15 protein-coding genes are annotated in these 18445 nt (G+C 35.1%); 14 read left to right on the top strand and 1 reads right to left on the bottom strand.

Annotation, left to right across the window (positions count from 1 at the left end; genetic code table 11):
* The first annotated feature begins 12 nt into the window (after window positions 1–12).
* The 8 genes from BLT48_RS01645 to recD2 all read left to right on the top strand — a co-directional run bounded on the left by BLT48_RS01645 (window position 13) and on the right by recD2 (window position 10748).
* Window positions 13–1152: a hypothetical protein gene (locus BLT48_RS01645; protein ID WP_035022316.1), complete on the top strand. Its 1140-nt coding sequence runs from the start codon at window positions 13–15 to the stop codon at window positions 1150–1152.
* Window positions 1153–1202: 50 nt separating this feature from the next.
* Window positions 1203–1733, top strand: a complete 531-nt coding sequence (locus BLT48_RS01650; protein WP_089974686.1) for a pyrophosphohydrolase domain-containing protein — start codon at window positions 1203–1205, stop codon at window positions 1731–1733.
* A complete protein-coding gene (gene gshAB, locus BLT48_RS01655; protein ID WP_089974689.1) occupies window positions 1730–4021 on the top strand; it encodes a bifunctional glutamate--cysteine ligase GshA/glutathione synthetase GshB in 2292 nt (763 codons plus the stop codon). Before BLT48_RS01650 ends, gshAB begins: the two co-directional genes overlap by 4 nt.
* Window positions 4022–4116: 95 nt before the next feature.
* Window positions 4117–5265 (top strand): cysteine desulfurase family protein, encoded by a 1149-nt coding sequence (locus BLT48_RS01660; protein WP_089974692.1) that lies wholly within the window; start codon window positions 4117–4119, stop codon window positions 5263–5265.
* Between the two features lie 419 nt (window positions 5266–5684).
* Window positions 5685–6026 (top strand): cysteine desulfurase, encoded by a 342-nt coding sequence (locus tag BLT48_RS01665; RefSeq protein WP_035022326.1) that lies wholly within the window; start codon window positions 5685–5687, stop codon window positions 6024–6026.
* A gap of 174 nt (window positions 6027–6200) precedes the next feature.
* On the top strand, window positions 6201–7325 hold the full coding sequence (gene mnmA / locus BLT48_RS01670; RefSeq protein ID WP_035022327.1) for a tRNA 2-thiouridine(34) synthase MnmA: 1125 nt from the start codon (window positions 6201–6203) through the stop codon (window positions 7323–7325).
* A gap of 211 nt (window positions 7326–7536) precedes the next feature.
* Window positions 7537–8217 carry a tetratricopeptide repeat protein gene (locus tag BLT48_RS01675; protein WP_089974695.1) on the top strand — a complete coding sequence of 227 codons (681 nt, stop codon included), beginning with the start codon at window positions 7537–7539 and terminating at the stop codon, window positions 8215–8217.
* A gap of 47 nt (window positions 8218–8264) precedes the next feature.
* Window positions 8265–10748 carry an SF1B family DNA helicase RecD2 gene (recD2, locus tag BLT48_RS01680; RefSeq protein WP_089978608.1) on the top strand — a complete coding sequence of 828 codons (2484 nt, stop codon included), beginning with the start codon at window positions 8265–8267 and terminating at the stop codon, window positions 10746–10748.
* A gap of 60 nt (window positions 10749–10808) precedes the next feature.
* On the opposite strand, the gene BLT48_RS01685 is transcribed toward recD2, so the two are convergent.
* A complete protein-coding gene (locus BLT48_RS01685; protein ID WP_089974697.1) occupies window positions 10809–11759 on the bottom strand; it encodes a diacylglycerol/lipid kinase family protein in 951 nt (316 codons plus the stop codon).
* Between the two features lie 171 nt (window positions 11760–11930).
* Here BLT48_RS01685 and BLT48_RS01690 point away from each other — a divergent pair, with 171 nt between their 5' ends.
* From BLT48_RS01690 to mltG, 6 genes are all read left to right on the top strand, one after another.
* The gene (locus tag BLT48_RS01690) at window positions 11931–12806 is read left to right on the top strand and encodes a YitT family protein (protein WP_089974700.1); all 876 of its coding nucleotides are present in this window, start codon (window positions 11931–11933) and stop codon (window positions 12804–12806) included.
* 343 nt (window positions 12807–13149) lie between these two features.
* Window positions 13150–15798 carry an alanine--tRNA ligase gene (gene alaS, locus BLT48_RS01695; RefSeq protein WP_089974703.1) on the top strand — a complete coding sequence of 883 codons (2649 nt, stop codon included), beginning with the start codon at window positions 13150–13152 and terminating at the stop codon, window positions 15796–15798.
* A 235-nt stretch (window positions 15799–16033) separates the two neighbouring features.
* Window positions 16034–16300: an IreB family regulatory phosphoprotein gene (locus tag BLT48_RS01700; protein WP_035022335.1), complete on the top strand. Its 267-nt coding sequence runs from the start codon at window positions 16034–16036 to the stop codon at window positions 16298–16300.
* Window positions 16300–16722, top strand: a complete 423-nt coding sequence (gene ruvX, locus BLT48_RS01705; protein ID WP_035022337.1) for a Holliday junction resolvase RuvX — start codon at window positions 16300–16302, stop codon at window positions 16720–16722. The genes BLT48_RS01700 and ruvX overlap by 1 nt, the downstream gene beginning before the upstream one ends.
* Window positions 16723–16788: 66 nt before the next feature.
* The gene (locus tag BLT48_RS01710) at window positions 16789–17097 is read left to right on the top strand and encodes a DUF1292 domain-containing protein (protein ID WP_035022340.1); all 309 of its coding nucleotides are present in this window, start codon (window positions 16789–16791) and stop codon (window positions 17095–17097) included.
* 177 nt (window positions 17098–17274) lie between these two features.
* Window positions 17275–18426: an endolytic transglycosylase MltG gene (gene mltG / locus BLT48_RS01715; protein ID WP_089974709.1), complete on the top strand. Its 1152-nt coding sequence runs from the start codon at window positions 17275–17277 to the stop codon at window positions 18424–18426.
* Window positions 18427–18445: the final 19 nt, after the last annotated feature.

Raw genomic sequence — 18445 nt, forward strand, 5'->3', positions numbered from 1 at the left:
AGGAACTTTGTAATGGATGAAAAACACGAGTCCAATTTTTTAAACAGGTTATTAAAAACGGAAAATAAACAGCAACGCAGTTTATTTTCAAAAACAGCAAATGTCGTTTTTAACTCTGTTTTAGGAAGGGCAATAAAAGAAAAAGAATCATTGCGATCGAATCAACTTAAACCATCTAAACGAACGACAAAAACAGCCCTTTTAAATGAGAAAGAGCTTCTCCAGCAGGCAAAGAATGAAGCAGAGGAAATTTTGGCCGAAACTTTTCATCAATCTGAAAAGATGTATCAAGAAGTTCAACAAGACATAGCGGCCGCTAAAGAAGAAATTAAATTAAAAAAAGAGCAATCCACTGAACAGTATGATAAAGAAAAAGTGGAAGCAAATAAAATTACTCGAAAAGCTGAACTGCATGCCCAAGAGATGCTTGCTTCAGCTCAGTTTAAATCTGAACAAGTAGAAGAGGAAATCTCATTGAAAAAGGCAGCTTATCATCAGGAAATAGATAGAGAATTAGAAAAGTTAGTCAAAGAAAAAGAATGGTTTGAACAGTATCAAGAACAAGTACAAGAATCTATGGATAGAAAAGAAAAAGTTCTTTTTTATGAAACTCGAAAAAAAATAGAACAAGAACACTTAGAAAAAGCTGCATTGCAAAATAAAGTGGATTATTTAAAAGCATTGAATGCGAAAAGAAAAATAAATTCTTATCGTATTGGACTAGTGATTTTTAGCTGTACAGTCGTAATGAGTGTGCTATTAGCTGGACTTAGGTATTCAACACCGTTGTTTACGTTTATTATTACTTGTTTAGCTTTTGTTATTGCTTGTTTAGCATTTGTAGTGGTTTATATTAATTTAGTAGATGGTAAAAATGAAAAGAAAATAAAGGGAATTGGTTTTCAAAATGCTTCATTAATTGAAAAAAATAAAGCATTAACTGATACAATAGAAGATCTCGAAAAAGATATCAAGCAATTGAGTGATGAAAAAATCCAGCTTGAGAGGACCAAACGACAATCGCAGGATAATATGGAATTTTTAAAAATTATGCAAGCTGATTTGAAAGAATCTGAAATTAACAGAAGGATCTTAGAGTCAGAGAATGCGGCATTGAGAAAGCATTTAATTAGTGAGGAAGCAATCGAATAAAAAATCTGATCAACTTAAGACCTTATTTATATCAGAAGGAGAACCGAAGTATGACTAAATTATCACCATTTGAGCAAGTCAAAGAGTTTCATGAAGTATTCGATAAGCCAGTAAAAAAAGAGCCGCAAGCTTTAACTCCTGAAGAAGCTGTTACACGGGCAAATTTTACAACAGAAGAACTATTAGAATTCCTTTATGCAACTGTAGAAGGGGACGTCAACCAATTTGAATCTTTGGTTTCAGAATGGAAGCAAGCAGCTGAAGAATCTATTTTAAAGTTAAAAGAGCAGTCCAAAGAGGTCCCTGATCGTTTGATTGGACAAGTAGATGCGCTAACGGATGCAAATTATTTCAACTATGGTTCTTTTGTATTAATGGGTATTAATCCAGATCCAATTTTCTCAATCGTGCATCAAGCAAATATGGGGAAACTTTTTTCTGATGGCAAACCGCGTTATAGAAAAGCGGATGGAAAAGTTCTGAAACCTGATAACTGGGAAAAAGAGTTCGCTCCTGAACCAAAAATCCGAACAGAAATTGAGCGACAAATAATTAAAGTAGATGAGGGATTAATAAAATGAAAACAGTGAAGCAAATGATTCAAGAAACAGAAATAGGCGCAGCTTTTTATCAAGCAACATTTGGGATTGAAAAAGAAGGGCTAAGGGTGACGCCAACAGGTGAGCTTGCTTTAACAGCTCATCCAGTAGAATTTGGCAATAGAAGCTTTCATCCTTATATTCAAACAGATTATAGCGAATCACAATTGGAATTGATTACGCCGCCTTTAAGTACGATAAAGGAAAGTTACGAATGGTTAACCGCACTACATGATGTTGCCCTTCAAACCCTTCCTTCTGATGAAGCCATTTGGCCGATAAGTATGCCAATGGTTCTTCCGGATGAATCGGTTATCCCAATCGCAAAGTTAGACAATAAAGATGATGTAACGTATAGAGAGATTCTGACAGAAAAATATGGCAAGAAAAAACAAATGATTAGTGGTATACATTACAATTTTGAGTTAGACGATCAACTAGTTGTACGTTTATTCGACTGTCAAACGGATTACTCAAATAAGGAATCTTTCAAGTCGATGCTTTATTTAAAATTGACAAAAAATTTCCTTCGCTACCGTTGGCTTCTAACTTATTTACTAGGAGCCTCTCCTACAGTAGATAAATCGTTTTTTGCGAATCAAAAAATTCCACAAGATTATGTTCGAAGCATTCGAAGCAGTCAGTACGGGTACGTCAATCCGTCAGAAGTTGCGGTATCATTTCATTCAATTGAAGATTATGTGTATAGCTTACAAGATATGGTTGAAAAGGGATTTTTATCTGAAGAAAAAGAATTTTACTCAGCTGTTCGTTTTCGTGGTACAAATAAAGCGGAAGAATTGTTGACAAAGGGTATCTCTTATCTTGAACTGAGGAGCTTTGATTTGAATCCATTTGATCCATTTGGCATGTCAAAACACACAATGGAATTTGTTCATCTTTTTTGTTTATACATGATTTGGATGGATGAAACAGCTACTACGGAAGAAATTGCAGTTGGAGAAGAAATGAGTCGGTTAACGGCAATGGAACAGCCAGAACAAATTTCAAGTTTTCAAAAGGAAGGTTTCCAATTATTGAAGCAAATGGAAGAAATGATTCAAGCAACAAATGGAACTAAATCCGCACTAAACTGTATTCAAGAAGCTAAGAAGCACTTGATCGATCCCAACTCAACTATTGCTGCACGTATGGTGCGTGGCATAGAAGAAAAAGGGTCCTATATTGATTTTAGTCTAGAGCTAGCGAAACAATACAAGAATGAAGCGACTATGAAACCGTACAATTTAAGAGGTTTTGAACCATTAGAGATGTCTACCCAACTATTGCTGTTTGATGCGCTACAAAAAGGAATTCAAGTAGAAATTTTAGATGCGCAAGACCAATTTTTAAAGTTAACATTTGATCAACATAGTGAATTTGTTAAAAACGGAAATATGACATCAAAAGATTCTTATATTGCTCCGTTGATTATGGAAAATAAGACTGTAACGAAAAAAATTCTTGATTCAGCTGGATTTCGTGTTCCAGCGGGCGAAGAGTACGTCACTCTAGCAGAAGGGAAAACAGCGTTCTGGCGTTATGAGCAAAAACAAATTGTTGTAAAACCTAAATCAACTAACTATGGGTTAGGTATTTCTGTCTTTAAACATGCACCTACAAAAAAAGATTATGAAAGAGCACTTGAGATAGCATTCAAAGAAGATACAGCTGTTCTAGTTGAAGAATACATTCCTGGAACTGAATACCGCTTTTTTGTGTTAGATGGAAAAGTACCAGCCATTTTGTTACGGACTCCTGCAAATGTTGTCGGAGATGGTCAAAAATCAATTAAAGAATTGGTTGCCGAAAAAAATGAAGATCCTTTACGCGGGGAAGAAAAACATCGTTCGCCTCTTGAAAGAATCGAGTTAGGTGAACTTGAACAATTAATGTTAAAAGCTCAAGGTTATACTATTGAAAGTATCCCCGAATTGAACACGGTTGTTTATTTGAGAGAAAATTCAAATATCAGTACTGGAGGAGACTCTATCGATGTTACAGATGAAATTGATGACAGTTATAAACAAGCTGCTATTGATATGTCTGAGATTATTGGTGCGAAAGTTAGTGGGATTGATTTGATTATTCCGGATACAACTTTACGTAGTACTAAAGACCATTTAGGCTATACAGTATTAGAAGCTAACTTTAATCCTGCTATGCATATGCATGCTTTTGTTTACAAAGGCAAAGGTCGCCGATTAACCATGGGTATCCTAAAAATGTTATTTCCAGAATTATGGGAAAAGGAAGCAGATAACGAATAAATATGCTTACTCAAAATAAGTGGTTGTTGTAGATAGAGAAAAGTGATAAACTTTAAGAATTGTAAGTTTGGATAAATTAGGGAGGATTTTCTTAGATGGAAAAAATGTATTTTGATCATGCCGCAACTAGTCCTGTACACCCAGAAGTTATTGAAGTTGTTTATGAAGCAATGAAAAATCATTATGGCAATGCATCAAGTATCCATAATTTCGGAAGAGACAGTCGTCGTATTGTAGACAATGCTCGAATAGTTTTTGCTGAAAGTATTGGTGCCAAACCGAGTGAGATCATTATTACTAGTGGTGGGACAGAATCTGACAATACCGCAATTATTGAAACGGCATTAAAGAGACAACAAGATGGAAAACACATTATTACATCAGTTGTGGAGCACCATGCTGTTTTGAAACCGATGGAGTATTTAGAGAAACTAGGATTTGAAGTGACTTATCTACCAGTAAATGAAAAAGGTCAAGTTGATCCTATAATGGTTGAAGAAGCTTTGAGACCAGATACCATTCTGGTATCAATCATGTATGCAAATAACGAAGTTGGTACCGTAATGGATATAGCAGAAATTGGTACCCTAATTGAAGCAAGTGAATCTACAGCCTATTTTCATACCGATGCTGTACAAGCTTATGGAACAGAGGAAATTGATGTTAAAAGAGACCATATCGATTTATTATCTATTTCAGGTCATAAAATTAACGGTCCTAAAGGTATTGGATTTCTTTATGTGAAAGAAACCATTTTTTTACCAAGCTTTATGCTGGGCGGCGAACAAGAAAAAAAACGACGTGCTGGCACAGAGAATATTCCTGCTATTGCAGGATTGCAAAAAGCAGTTGAAATCATTCAACCTCAAAGAGAGAACCGTAAAGAAAGACATCGAGAATTGCGTAAACAACTTATTGAAGAATTGACTCAAAAAGAGATTGAATTTGAAGTCAATGGAAATACGGCTAAACAATTAGATCATATCGTAAGTGTCTGGTTCAAGAATGTATCAGCTGAACAATTGTTAATGAGTTTAGATTTACGTGGCATAGCAGTATCATCTGGCTCAGCTTGTACTGCTGGCAATATTGATCCGAGTCATGTCTTAATAGCAATGTATGGAGAGAAGAATCCAATTGTGGCTGAAACGATTCGAATCAGTTTTGGATTAGGGACGACATCAGAACAAATCAGTTATTTAGCTGAACAACTGGCGACCATTAGTTTAAGATTGAAAAAATAACTTTTCATCAAATGGTGTTGATAAAAGTAAATAAAATTTCTTCCGGAATAGACGGGTTTGCTTGTGGAGAGCCATAGGAACGTCTGAAGCCTATAGTCTTCAGAGCTTTCAAGCCTCAAACAAAGCGTAATCGCTGAAGCACTAACGCTTTATAATTCCCATTGAATCTTTTACATGGCTACAAGCAAACCCTATTCCTCCAGAAATTTCGAGCTATTAATTTAACTAAGTTATCAACACTAAAAAGTATAGACCAAAAAAATAACTTTAATGACAAAGGTAGAAATACTGAAGAGCCTGGAATGTTTTCAGGCTCTTTAGTATTTCTACTGATTTTTATAGAAAAAAAGATAAAAGCTATGGTATAGTAGAAATGAAAAGGGTTACGACTAAGTGAAGAGAAAAAGTGAGGGAATAGCATGGCATTTGAAAAAGAAGCAACTTTATTAGGATCCAAAGAAACGTTTAAAGTAAATCCTAACGCAAAAAAATATACATTAAGAGACAATGGATTTGAAGAAACTAAAAAAGGGAATTTTCAATTGATACGTACGATGGATACTAATTTATTGAATAAACAAGGAGTAAAATTGAAAATTGTGATCTCAGATGAGGTAAAACAATTAAAAATTTCAATAACTACTGGCAATGGATTGCGTCCAGTAAACATCTACAATGGCGATGCGTATAAAGAAATTCGTGAAAAAGTAGCGTTCACTTTATCAGACCTTGTTGAACGCGGAGTGTTAGAAAAAGTATAAAATTTTAATTACAAGATTTATAGGGAGATATTCACTATGGTGAGCATCTCCCTATTTTTAGATTAAGCAACTTGATTTCTGACTAAAAGTTAGTATAATGATAGAGACTGAAAAAATGCGACCTTCAAATCGTAAAAAGATTTTTCAGAATCTATTTGAAATGATGGTGATGTAATGAAAGACAATAGCAAGACTCGCGTCGTAGTTGGCATGAGTGGAGGCGTTGACTCATCCGTTACAGCTTTAGTTCTAAAACAACAAGGCTATGATGTGGTGGGTATTTTTATGAAAAACTGGGATGATACAGATGAGTTTGGTGTCTGCACAGCGACAGAGGATTACAATGATGTTGCGTTAGTAGCAAACCAAATTGGAATTCCATACTATTCGATTAATTTTGAAAAACAATATTGGGATAAAGTATTTACCTACTTTTTAGAAGAATATAAAAAAGGACGCACACCTAACCCAGATGTTATGTGCAATAAAGAAATCAAATTCAAAGCCTTTTTAGACTACGCTATTGAACTAGGAGCAGATTATGTAGCTACTGGACATTATGCTCAAGTGGAACGTGATGAAAATGGCGTTACACATATGCTAAGAGGACTAGATAATAATAAAGACCAAACTTACTTTTTGAATCAATTATCTCAAGAACAACTTGCTAAAACGTTATTCCCATTGGGTGGAATGCAAAAATCTGAAGTGCGTAAAATTGCTGAAGAGGCTGGGTTAGCAACAGCTAAGAAGAAAGATTCTACAGGTGTTTGTTTCATTGGAGAACGCGACTTCAAAAAATTCTTAATGACTTATTTACCAGCTCAACCTGGAAATATGATGACAGTAGACGGCGAAGTAAAAGGGCAACATGATGGATTAATGTATTATACGATTGGACAACGCCAAGGATTAGGAATTGGTGGCGGCGGAAAATCAAGTGATCCATGGTTCGTTGTCGGAAAAGATTTAGAAACAAATACACTATATGTAGGACAAGGGTTTAATCATGAATGGTTGTTGGCTACACATTTAGAAGCTTCTGACCTTCATTTTACAACAAATGAAGAAAAATCCCGTACATTCAAATGTACTGCGAAGTTCCGTTACCGCCAAGCAGATACAGGTGTGACGGTTCAATTGAATGAAGATGGAACTACAGCTACAGTTGAATTTGACGAACCTGTACGTGCCATCACACCAGGTCAAGCAGTTGTTTTTTATGATGGTCTGGAATGTTTAGGCGGCGGTACGATTGACGCAGCTTATAATGAAAAAAAAGAATTACAATACGTTTAAAAACTTCATACAGTAAAAAAAGCTAGGGGGAACTCCTAGCTTTTTTTATCCTTTCCTACCTAAAATTCTAATTTACATGGCGTGTATGCTTCAAAATAAAATTTCTTATAAAAGTTAACCTGAAATAACTAGAAAACAGAGACATCTGTAGAATCCAATAGAATTTTGGTGTAAAATAAGTAAAGTTGCAAGTAAGAAGGAGGAAATAAATATGGATCGAAACCATGAAGCTTTTCAGCTATGGGAGACAGGCGAATTTAATAAGGCCATTCAATTACTTATGGAAGAAATTAACGATCATCCTGCAAATAGCGATAGTTATTATAATTTAGCGACCATGTTTATTTTAGGTAAAAAATATGAAGATGCAAAAGTTATTTTAGAAACAGCAATTGAAAAGTACCCTGAAGATCCTATTTTTGTTTATGCATTTGGGAATCTCTATTATGAAATTGAAAATTATCAAACATCGCTAGAGTATTTTAATCAAGTGATTCAATTTAGTGAAACACCTTTGAAAAAAGATGCCATGGTTATGATCGGACAAAACTTCTTAGCATTAGATCAAGCTAAAAAAGCATTGGTTTACTTTTTAAGTGCTTATGAAGAAGACAAACTGGATATGACAGTTATTTTATTCATAGGGAATACGTTAATGCAATTAGGATCATTTAAAGAAGCCAAACAGTATTTTGACATAAGTATCGATAAAGCTCCTCAAAATGATGAAGCTTGGTTCAAACGTGGAGTAGTAGGAATGGCATTAAAGGAAGAGCAGGATTCTGTTGATGAGTACTTCAATAAAGCAAAAGAGTTAGATCCTATAACATATAAGGAACGTATCGAGCAGTTAAAAGCCATAGAAGTTATGATGAAAAATCAAAAAGGCTAATTCTGTTAATTAGCTAAGATAGAAAGGGTGGAGGCAGTAAAGTGGTTATGCAAGACAATTTAGATTTATTTGCAGGAGAGCCTCCCTATTTTGTAGGACAAGTGGCTGCAGTTTTCTATCAAAATCCGACAAATTTTTACAAAGTATTATTAATACGCGTTGTTGATACTAACAGTTCGTTCAAAGAAAAAGAAATCGTCGTCACGGGAAATTTTGGACAAATCCAAGAAGATGAAACGTATCGTTTTTTTGGCCAATTAACTGAGCATCCTAAATTTGGGATGCAATTTAATGCAGAGCGTTATCGGCAAGAAAAACCAACTTCGGCCGAAGGGGTCGTCGCTTATCTCTCTAGTGATAAGTTTCCAGGAATAGGGAAAAAAACTGCAGAAACGATTGTGGATCTTTTAGGTGAAGATGCCATTGATCAAATTAACGCAGATGAAACTGTTTTAGCTAAAGTTCCCGGGTTAAATGAAAAAAAGAAAGAAGTCATCGTTAACACGATACGTTCCAGTAATGGAATGGAAAAAATTATTATCGGATTAAATGACTTTGGGTTTGGAAGTCGATTAGCGTACACAATCTACCAAACTTATCAGACAGAAACATTAGAAATCATTCAAGAGAATCCTTATCAATTAATAGAAGATATTGAAAATATTGGATTCAAAAAAGCCGATGCTATTGCTGAAAACTTAGGTTTTGCTGCAGACTCTCCCCGGCGTATTCAAGCGGCTTTATCATTTGCATTAAATGAATTGTGCATCAGTGAAGGCAATACGTATACTTTAGCAGAACCCTTATTGAATGAAACCATAAGAGTACTTGAAGAAAGTCGTTCATTCATTATTGAACCAGATATAGTAGCAAAAGAATTATTAAACCTGATCGAAGAAAACAAATTAATTGAAGATCAGCACAAGTTGTACATTAACTCGCTATATGCTGCTGAGTGGGGAATTGCAAACTCTGTAAAACGGTTAATGGAAAACAGTAAAAAAATTCAGTATCCAGCGCATAATGTCAAAAAAGAAATTCGTAAAATGGAGAAAAGATTGGGTATCCAGTATGGGAATTCACAAATCGAAGCAATTGAAGAAGCAGTTGTCTCACCATTGTTTATTCTGACTGGGGGTCCAGGTACCGGGAAAACAACGGTATTAAATGGAATCGTAACCTTGTTTGCTGAATTGAATGGCTTGTCTTTAGAGATAGATGATTACCACGATAAGATTTTTCCAATTCTTTTGGCAGCCCCTACAGGACGCGCGGCTAAACGAATGAATGAATCTACGGGATTGCCAAGTAGTACGATTCATCGTCTTTTAGGATTAAATGGTCAAGAAAAACCAAGTGCAGAGCTTTCTGATAGAGAGCTAGAAGGTGGATTGTTGATTGTCGATGAAATGTCTATGGTGGATACATGGCTAGCGAATCAACTGTTAAGAGCAGTCCCGCAAAATATGCAAGTCATCTTTGTAGGAGATAAAGATCAACTGCCTTCTGTGGGCCCTGGTCAAGTTTTGCATGATCTTATTCGTGCAAAACAGATTCCTAGTAGAGAGCTAACTGAAATTTACCGACAAGACGATGGGTCTTCCATTATTTCATTAGCACATGCCATTAAAGAGGGGCAACTTCCTGCAGATTTCACGAAAAATAAAAAAGACCGGTCTTTCTTTCAATGTACTACCTATCAGATTGAACCGGTCATTCGTCAAGTAGTAGAAAAAGCTAAAGAAAAAGGATTCACTGCCCAAGATATTCAAGTTTTAGCACCTATGTACAGAGGTCCAGCAGGGATAGATGCATTGAATAAAATGATGCAAGAAATCTTCAATCCAAATCCTTCTGGTAGACGAAAAGAAGTTAAATTTAACGATAAGAATTACCGTATCGGGGATAAGGTATTACAGTTAGTCAACTATCCCGAAATGAATGTGTTTAATGGAGATATGGGAGAGATTGTCGGAATCAATTTAGCTAAAGAAACCGAAGATAAAGTAGATGAAATCGTCATTCAATTTGATGCTAATGAAGTTGTCTACAAACGAAATGAATGGATGAAAATTACGCTAGCCTATTGTTGTTCAATTCATAAGTCTCAAGGCTCAGAATTTAAAATGGTTATCTTACCAATGGTGCAAAACTACCACCGTATGTTGAGACGTGATTTACTGTATACAGGCATTACAAGAAGTAGTGAATTGCTTATTTTGTGTGGCGAACCTAACGCTTTTGAGGAATGTGTAGCAAAATCTTCCGCAACCAGACTCACAACATTGACTGAACGTTTATTAGGAGAAGATCAACATGTTGATCTTGTTGTGAAAATGCCTGCTAATATAGATAAGCTAAAAGAAACAAAACTAACAGATTTTATTTCTCCTTCACCATCAGTAACCGAAAAAAAAATTGAAAAGATAAATAAAGAAGAACCGAAGAATTATCGCCTGACAATCGAAATGATTCAATCCAATATGATTGATCCGATGATTGGCATGGATGGAATAGTACCAAGTGTATAAAAAAAGTTTCAGAAGATTTTTCTTCTGAAACTTTTTTTATACACTTGGAAGACGTGATGTTCAAATCCAAAAATAACGCGAGCCAGTTTTGAATTGAAAATCAATTGGCTGATCCACCAATATTTCCCCATCGGCATTTGCATCCATTTTTGAAGTTGTTTTGAGAGAAATAGTGGATACTTGATAATAATACACATTTTTATGATTTAAATGTTTTCCTCCAAGGATCATTAGAATAAAAAGATACAATAAGTTAGCAAACGAGTGTTTAGGCAAAATAATCAAATCTAATTTTCCATCTATTTGAGAAGCTTTTGGTGAAACAGGGATGCCACCACCGAAATAAGGATGGCTATTAATAATAACTAAAAAAGCATCGTCAAACTGAGATTTTTCGCCATTTGTTGTAATCGTCAAAGGAAAAGCTTTTTGTTTAAAAAAGACTTGAACTAGACTGGCAAAATAAACAAAAGAGCTCATCCCTAACTTGTTTAAAAAGACTTTAGATGGAGAATGGTTTGCCCTTTTTACGACTGCCGCGTCAAAACCGATACCCACATTATTTACAGCAAATCCCTTATGTTGTTGATTGTGGTCGTAATATTCAATGATATCTAATATTGTTGCTTGTTGAGCAGTAAGGATTTGTTTTAGAGCTTTTTTTGGGTCTTTTGAAATACCTGTTCCTCGCGCAAAGTCATTACCAGAGCCAGCAGGGATATACCCTACTGGGATGTGGGCATATTGTTCACCTAAACCTATAAGAACTTCATGTAAGGTGCCATCCCCACCAATAACGATAATTAATTGAGACAGCTCATGCTCTTTATCAATTTCTTGCGCTACTGCTTTAGTTAATTCCACAGTATGTCCGTGATAAGCAGATTTATGTACAGTAAAACTTATCTGCTGAGCCATCAGCAAGTTACCAATTTGGTGACTGATTTTTTTTCCTTTACCAGAACCTGAAAGCTCGTTAATAATAAGATGATAATGTTTAATTGTTGACATGAGTACTCCTTTTGACTTGCTTTTATAATTGCGCCACTTTACATTATAAAACAAATAAAAATTAAATTCGAAGTAAATTTATGAGAAAATCAAAAAAAAACAGTTACAAACTAATTGAAAGTGTTAGAATAAACAAGGATTTTGTTTCACGTTTAGGAAGGATGGACAAATATGAAGAAAAAACTATTATCAAACAAATATACACTAGGAGTAATTGACATTCTTTACATTGTGGTGGGTTCGTTTATTGCAGCCTTATCATTTAATGCATTTTTATTGCCGAACTTAATTATTTCGGGCGGTATCAGTGGGGTCAGTACAATTACGAAAAGCGTATTTAGCTGGGATCCTTCAATCGTACAGTTAGCTTTCAATATACCCTTATTGTTGATTTGTTTTATATTTTTAGGAAAAGAAGCAGGATATAAAACTATTTTAGGGAGTTTAATATTACCTGCATTCATTGGAATGCTAGACTTTATCAAACCATGGACGGATACACCTTTATTAGCAGCTTTATTTGGAGGTATTTTAACTGGTATTGGTTTAGGTATTGTATTTAGAGCAAAAGCATCAACCGGTGGGACAAGTATTATCGCACAAGTGATTCATGAGTACATAAAATTGCCTTTAGGTATGAGTGTTGCGTTAATTGATGGATTAGTGATTGTATGTGCACTACTTGTTTTTGATGGTGAAGTTGTCATGTATTCCATTATCTCGCTATTTGTTATTAGTCGTACTATCGACGTTGTACAAGTTGGATTTAATCATTCTAAGACTGTCATGATCATTTCTGAATACCCATCAGAAGTAAAACAAGCAATCTTTAATACGGTTAATCGTGGAGTGACGAACTGGGGTATTAAAGGCGGATATGGCAATTCAGATAAACAAATGCTAATGTGTGTTGTGGCTGAACAAGAATTTACGTTCTTAAAAGATGCTGTTTTAGATGTAGACGAAAATGCCTTTGTAGTGGTAATGAGTGCGAGTGAAGTTTGGGGACGTGGGTTTACTCTAGCTAAGGAAAAGCCTATTATCTAAAGGGATTTAGTGAAAAAGATACTTTTATTTATTGACAAGTTGCGCATCTTCTCCTATACTTTAAAGCGTACTAAGGATAAATTTATTTAATCACTTGTTTAAAGAAAAGTTTTCCATGGCTGAAAGAAAACTAACAATATTAAATCAATGCTCCCTTATTAAAATAGTAGAAATACTATCGTTTCTCGCGTTATCGAGACTTAAGAGGTAATGAACAGTCAAATGACTTCATTGCAAACAAGGTGGTACCGCGATTCATTCGTCCTTGTCTGGCAATGTTGTTGTTGGACTTTTTTTGTGCTCTTTTATAAATACACGAGTTAAATTTGAAAGGAAGAAAACGATGAAAAAATTATCAAGCAATGAAGTTCGTCAATTATTTTTAGACTTTTTTGAATCAAAAGGACACAAAGTGGAACCTAGTGCATCACTCGTTCCTTTTGAAGACCCAACGTTATTGTGGATCAATTCCGGTGTAGCAACATTAAAGAAATATTTTGATGGTTCAGTGATACCTGAAAATCCAAGAATTACAAATGCACAAAAAAGTATTCGTACAAATGATATCGAAAATGTTGGGAAAACAGCTCGTCACCATACATTATTTGAAATGCTCGGAAATTTTTCAATAGGGGAATACTTTAAAGAAGAAGCTATTGAATGGGCATGGGAGTTTTTAACAGAAGATAAATGGTTGGGATTAGATCCTGAAAAACTGTATGTAACGGTGTACCCTGAAGATACAGAAGCTAAAAAGATTTGGAAAGAAAAAATTGGATTAACGGATGATCATATAGTAGATGTGGCTGATAATTTTTGGGATATTGGAGCTGGTCCAAGCGGTCCAGACTCTGAAATCTTTTATGATCGAGGAGAAGCCTTCAATGATTTAGCTGAAAATGATCCTGAGAACTACCCAGGAGGCGAAAATGAACGTTGGTTGGAAATTTGGAATTTAGTATTCTCAGAATTCAATCATAAACCAGATGGCACCTATGAGCCGCTACCAAATAAAAACATTGATACAGGTATGGGGTTAGAGCGGGTCGTTTCCATTTTACAAGATGCGCCAACAAATTTTGAAACAGATCTATTTATGCCAATTATTAAAAAAGTAGAAACTTTGAGCGAAACAAAAAAATACGGTAAAAATCCAACAGATGATATTTCATTTAAAGTCATTGCAGATCACGTTCGTGCAGTAAGCTTTGCTATCGGAGATGGTGCGCTGCCTTCTAATGAAGGACGCGGATATGTATTACGTCGCTTATTGCGCCGAGCAGTTATGCATGGGAAAAAATTAGGTATTGATGAAGCCTTTATGTATAAATTAGTTCCTATTGTCGGAAGTATTATGGATAGTTTTTACCCTGAAATATTAGAACAAGAAGATTTCATCATCAAAGTGATCAAAAATGAAGAAGAGCGTTTCCACGAAACCATCAATGATGGCTTAACGATTTTAAATGAACGAATCACTGAATTAAAAGAAAAAGGTGAAACAAGCATCGCAGGATCTGATATTTTTAAATTGTATGATACGTATGGATTTCCGGTTGAATTGACCGAAGAATACGCTCAAGATGAAGGCTTTAACGTAGATCATGAAGGATTCGAAAAAGAAATGACTGCTCAAAGAGATCGTGCGCGTGCTGCTCGAAGTGGCGAGAAATCGATGGGCGTCCAAACAAAATTATTCTCTGATTTAAAAGAAGACAGTATTTTTGTAGGGTACGATAAAACAACTGAAATGGGTACTTTAGAAGTGATTGCAACTGATGAAGAGCTTGTGACTTCAGCGCAACCTGGAGAACGTGTTCGTTTGATTTTTGATCAAACACCATTTTATGCTGAAATGGGTGGACAAGTTGCCGATAAGGGTGTTGTCAAAGATACGACTGGTAAACTTATCGCTAAAGTGGTAGAGGTTAAAAAAGCTCCAGCAGGACAACCACTGCATATAGTTGAAGTGCTTGAAGTTCTGACCGTTGGAGAAACTTATGCATTAGAAGTTGATAAAGCATTAAGAAATAAAATCACTCGAAACCACACGGCTACTCATTTACTGCATCAAGCCTTAAAAGATATTTTGGGTGAACACGCTAACCAAGCTGGTTCATTAGTTACACCAAATCATTTACGTTTTGATTTTACTCATTTTGGTCAAGTTACACGAAATGAATTAGATCAAATGGAGCAAATTGTAAATGAAAAAATATGGGAATCTATTTCTGTAGTTACAGTTGAAACGGATATTGCTAATGCTAAAGAAATGGGAGCAATGGCCTTATTCGGCGAAAAGTATGGCGATTTGGTCCGTGTCGTTAATGTGGGTAACTATTCTATTGAGCTATGTGGTGGTGTTCACGTCAGCAATACAAGTGAAATTGGTATCTTTAAAATCGTTTCTGAATCAGGAATAGGTGCTGGTGTTCGCAGAATTGAAGCTGTAACAAGCGAAGCAGCGTATACATTATTGCAAACAGAACAAAAACGTCTCATTGAAGTTGCTACTTTAGTAAAAGCTCAACAAACACAAGATGTGAAAACCAAAGTACAACAATTACAAACAGAATTAAAAGAAGCACAAAAAGAAAATGAATCGTTACAAGCAAAATTAGCTAATGACCAAGCAGGCGATATTTTTAAAAATATCCAAGAAGTGAACGGCGTAACGATCGTAGCTGCAGAAGTTGATGTAAAAGATATGAATCAACTTCGTCAATTAGCCGATCAATGGAAACAAAATAGTGTATCTAATGTCTTAGCATTAGGTTTTTCGACTAATGGAAAAGTTAATTTGCTAACAGCTGTTGATGCAGAAACAATCAAAAAAGGATTCAAAGCAGGAGATCTAATCAAAACCATCGCTCCACTTGTTGGCGGTGGCGGTGGCGGACGTCCGGATATGGCTCAAGCTGGCGGCAAGAACCCAGCAGGTTTATCAGATGCTTTAGCTAAAGTAACAGACTGGGTTAAAGATAAAGACTAATTTTAGTTAAGTCACGTATGCTAAGAATATGAAAACAGTTAACTAGAGTGTTTTTTGAATATAGATTGAAACCAATAAGCAAAGATAAAGAGGAGTGGAAGCTTTAGTTTCCACTCCTCTTTAGTTATAAAATAGAAAAATAAATTTTATGATGTTCATTTTCTGATAATCATTGTAGTTTGAAGTGCTTTCTTGTAAAATAAGAATAGATGTTACAGAAATTGAGGTGTAGACCATGAGTTCAACAGATGAAACAGTACGTTTTAACGTTGGTGACAACAGCGAAAAAAGTGTCAAAGAAACTTTAGAATTAGTACATGATGCATTAGAAGAAAAGGGATACAATCCGATCAACCAAATAGTTGGCTACTTGCTTTCAGGAGACCCAGCCTATATTCCACGTCACAATGATGCTCGAAATCTAATTAGACGCCATGAACGTGATGAAATTGTTGAAGAGATCGTTAAAGCCTATTTGAAAGAGAGTGGACCTAAAGCTTAATGAGAACAATGGGATTAGATGTCGGTTCCAAAACCGTTGGTGTAGCCGTTAGTGATCCATTCGGTTGGACCGCACAAGGAATCGAGATCGTTAAAATTAATGAGATGCAAGAAGAATACGGCATAGAACGTATTGGCGAATTGATTAAGATTCATGAAGTCACAAAAGTAGTGATCGGTTTGCCAAAGAATATGAATAATTCTATCGGTCCTCGAGCAGAAGCTTCTCTTCGATATGCTGAATTAATTAAAGAAACATTTAATTTACCAGTAATTTTACAGGATGAACGTTTAACGACTGTTCAGGCTGAAAGAATGTTGATTGAAGAAGGAAATACTTCTAGAGCAAAAAGAAAAAAAGTTATTGATAAACTAGCGGCAGTAATGATTCTACAGAATTATTTGAATCAAAATCAAAACTAGCAATTCAGTCAATAGTGCGCTAAAATAGAAAAGAAACTTATCACATAATTAAAGGAGTGTTGACCAATGTCACATGACCACGATCACGACCATGAACATGACCACGATCATGAACATATTACCTTAGTAGATGAACAAGGTAACGAACAATTATACGAAATTTTATTTACATTTGACTCAGATGATTATGGCAAATCTTACGTTTTTGTATATCCTGCTGGAGCAAATGAAGGAGAAGAAGTTGAACTTGAAGTTTACTCATTCATTGAAACAGAAACTGGAGAACAAGGCGAATTAAAACCAATTGAAACTGAAGAAGAATGGGATATGATTGAAGAAGTCTTAAACACATTCTTAGCAGACGAAGAAGAATAATTCGTTAATTTTATTAATGCAACTATGAGTAAAACGTGTGAAAAAGCTGACAAATTTGATTTGTTAGCTTTTTTTTGTTCTCATAAAGTAAGATATCATGTATAATGATACAAGTTAGTGTCATAGCCAAAGTGAAAAATCAATGGAAACCTTATTATAGTTTAGGAGGGTCACTTTTTGTCAAAACGAAATAAGAACAACCAAACAAAAAATACTAAAGAAGTAAAAATCGATTTAACTAGTAATGTAAGTGAAAGACAAAAAGAAAAATCATTGGTTAAGAAAATTGTACTTAGCATTTTAGCAGCATTTATTATTCTGTTGATTCTATTTGGATTAATAGGTTATCAGTATGTGACAACATCGTTAGAACCATTAGATACAGAAAATAAAACTGAAGTAGCGGTAGAAATTCCTACAGGTTCGAGTTCAAAAGATATCGCACAAATTTTACAAGATAACGGCATTATAAAAAGTGCAATAGTGTTTAGTTACTATGTTCGTATGAATAATGAAACGGACTTTCAAGCTGGAAACTATGCCTTTTCTCCGTCAATGTCTCTTGACTCGATTGTTGATCAACTTCAAGAAGGTGGAACAGCCGAAAGTTATCAAGGTATAAAAATATTAGTTAAAGAAGGTACTTCGATTGATCAAATCGGAGATACTATTGCTGAAAGTTCAGAGTATACTAAAGAAAATTTTTTAACGGCTATTCAAAATGAGGTGTTCTTAACGGATATGCAAACCAAGTATCCTGAACTATTAACTTCAGCTCTTGAAGCAGAGGATACGCGGTATCGTTTAGAAGGATATCTTTTTCCTGCTACTTATGATTTTCCGGAAGAAATGACATTAGAAGAACTGATTGAGAACATGATTAGTAGAATGGATGAAGAAATGACAGGTTTTTATCCTGAAATTAAAGAGTCCAATAGAACTGTACAAGATATTTTAACGATTGCTTCTCTAGTCGAACGTGAAGGATTTACGTTAGAAGACCGGAAAAAGATTGCTGGTGTTTTTTATAACCGTTTAGCAATCGATATGCCTCTACAAACGGATATTGCTGTTTTGTATGCATTAGATGAGCATAAGGAATATATATCAAATAAAGATGTTTCAGTAGATTCTCCATATAATTTATATGTGCACCCTGGATTTGGTCCTGGACCGGTTAACAGTCCAAGTGCAGATGCTATAAAAGCTACGTTACAGCCAACTGAATCAGAGTATATGTACTTTTTAGCAGATATGGAAACTGGGAAAATTTACTACGCTGAAACCTATGAACAGCATCTGGAATATAAAGCTGAATATGTTGATTAATAGATTTGAATGAACTGTA

The sequence above is a fragment of the Carnobacterium viridans genome (genome assembly GCF_900102725.1).
Lineage (GTDB): Bacteria > Bacillota > Bacilli > Lactobacillales > Carnobacteriaceae > Carnobacterium_B > Carnobacterium_B viridans.

Bases quoted from the DNA above. Each gene is read 5' to 3' on its own strand.
- BLT48_RS01700 (WP_035022335.1), top strand. From the start codon at position 16,034: ATGAGTTCAACAGATGAAACAGTACGTTTTAACGTTGGTGACAACAGC.
- alaS (WP_089974703.1), top strand. From the start codon at position 13,150: ATGAAAAAATTATCAAGCAATGAAGTTCGTCAATTATTTTTAGACTTT.
- BLT48_RS01660 (WP_089974692.1), top strand. From the start codon at position 4,117: ATGGAAAAAATGTATTTTGATCATGCCGCAACTAGTCCTGTACACCCA.
- BLT48_RS01665 (WP_035022326.1), top strand. From the start codon at position 5,685: ATGGCATTTGAAAAAGAAGCAACTTTATTAGGATCCAAAGAAACGTTT.
- gshAB (WP_089974689.1), top strand. From the start codon at position 1,730: ATGAAAACAGTGAAGCAAATGATTCAAGAAACAGAAATAGGCGCAGCT.
- BLT48_RS01645 (WP_035022316.1), top strand. From the start codon at position 13: ATGGATGAAAAACACGAGTCCAATTTTTTAAACAGGTTATTAAAAACG.
- BLT48_RS01710 (WP_035022340.1), top strand. From the start codon at position 16,789: ATGTCACATGACCACGATCACGACCATGAACATGACCACGATCATGAA.
- BLT48_RS01675 (WP_089974695.1), top strand. From the start codon at position 7,537: ATGGATCGAAACCATGAAGCTTTTCAGCTATGGGAGACAGGCGAATTT.
- ruvX (WP_035022337.1), top strand. From the start codon at position 16,300: ATGAGAACAATGGGATTAGATGTCGGTTCCAAAACCGTTGGTGTAGCC.
- mnmA (WP_035022327.1), top strand. From the start codon at position 6,201: ATGAAAGACAATAGCAAGACTCGCGTCGTAGTTGGCATGAGTGGAGGC.
- recD2 (WP_089978608.1), top strand. From the start codon at position 8,265: ATGCAAGACAATTTAGATTTATTTGCAGGAGAGCCTCCCTATTTTGTA.
- BLT48_RS01650 (WP_089974686.1), top strand. From the start codon at position 1,203: ATGACTAAATTATCACCATTTGAGCAAGTCAAAGAGTTTCATGAAGTA.
- BLT48_RS01690 (WP_089974700.1), top strand. From the start codon at position 11,931: ATGAAGAAAAAACTATTATCAAACAAATATACACTAGGAGTAATTGAC.
- BLT48_RS01685 (WP_089974697.1), bottom strand. From the start codon at position 11,759: ATGTCAACAATTAAACATTATCATCTTATTATTAACGAGCTTTCAGGT.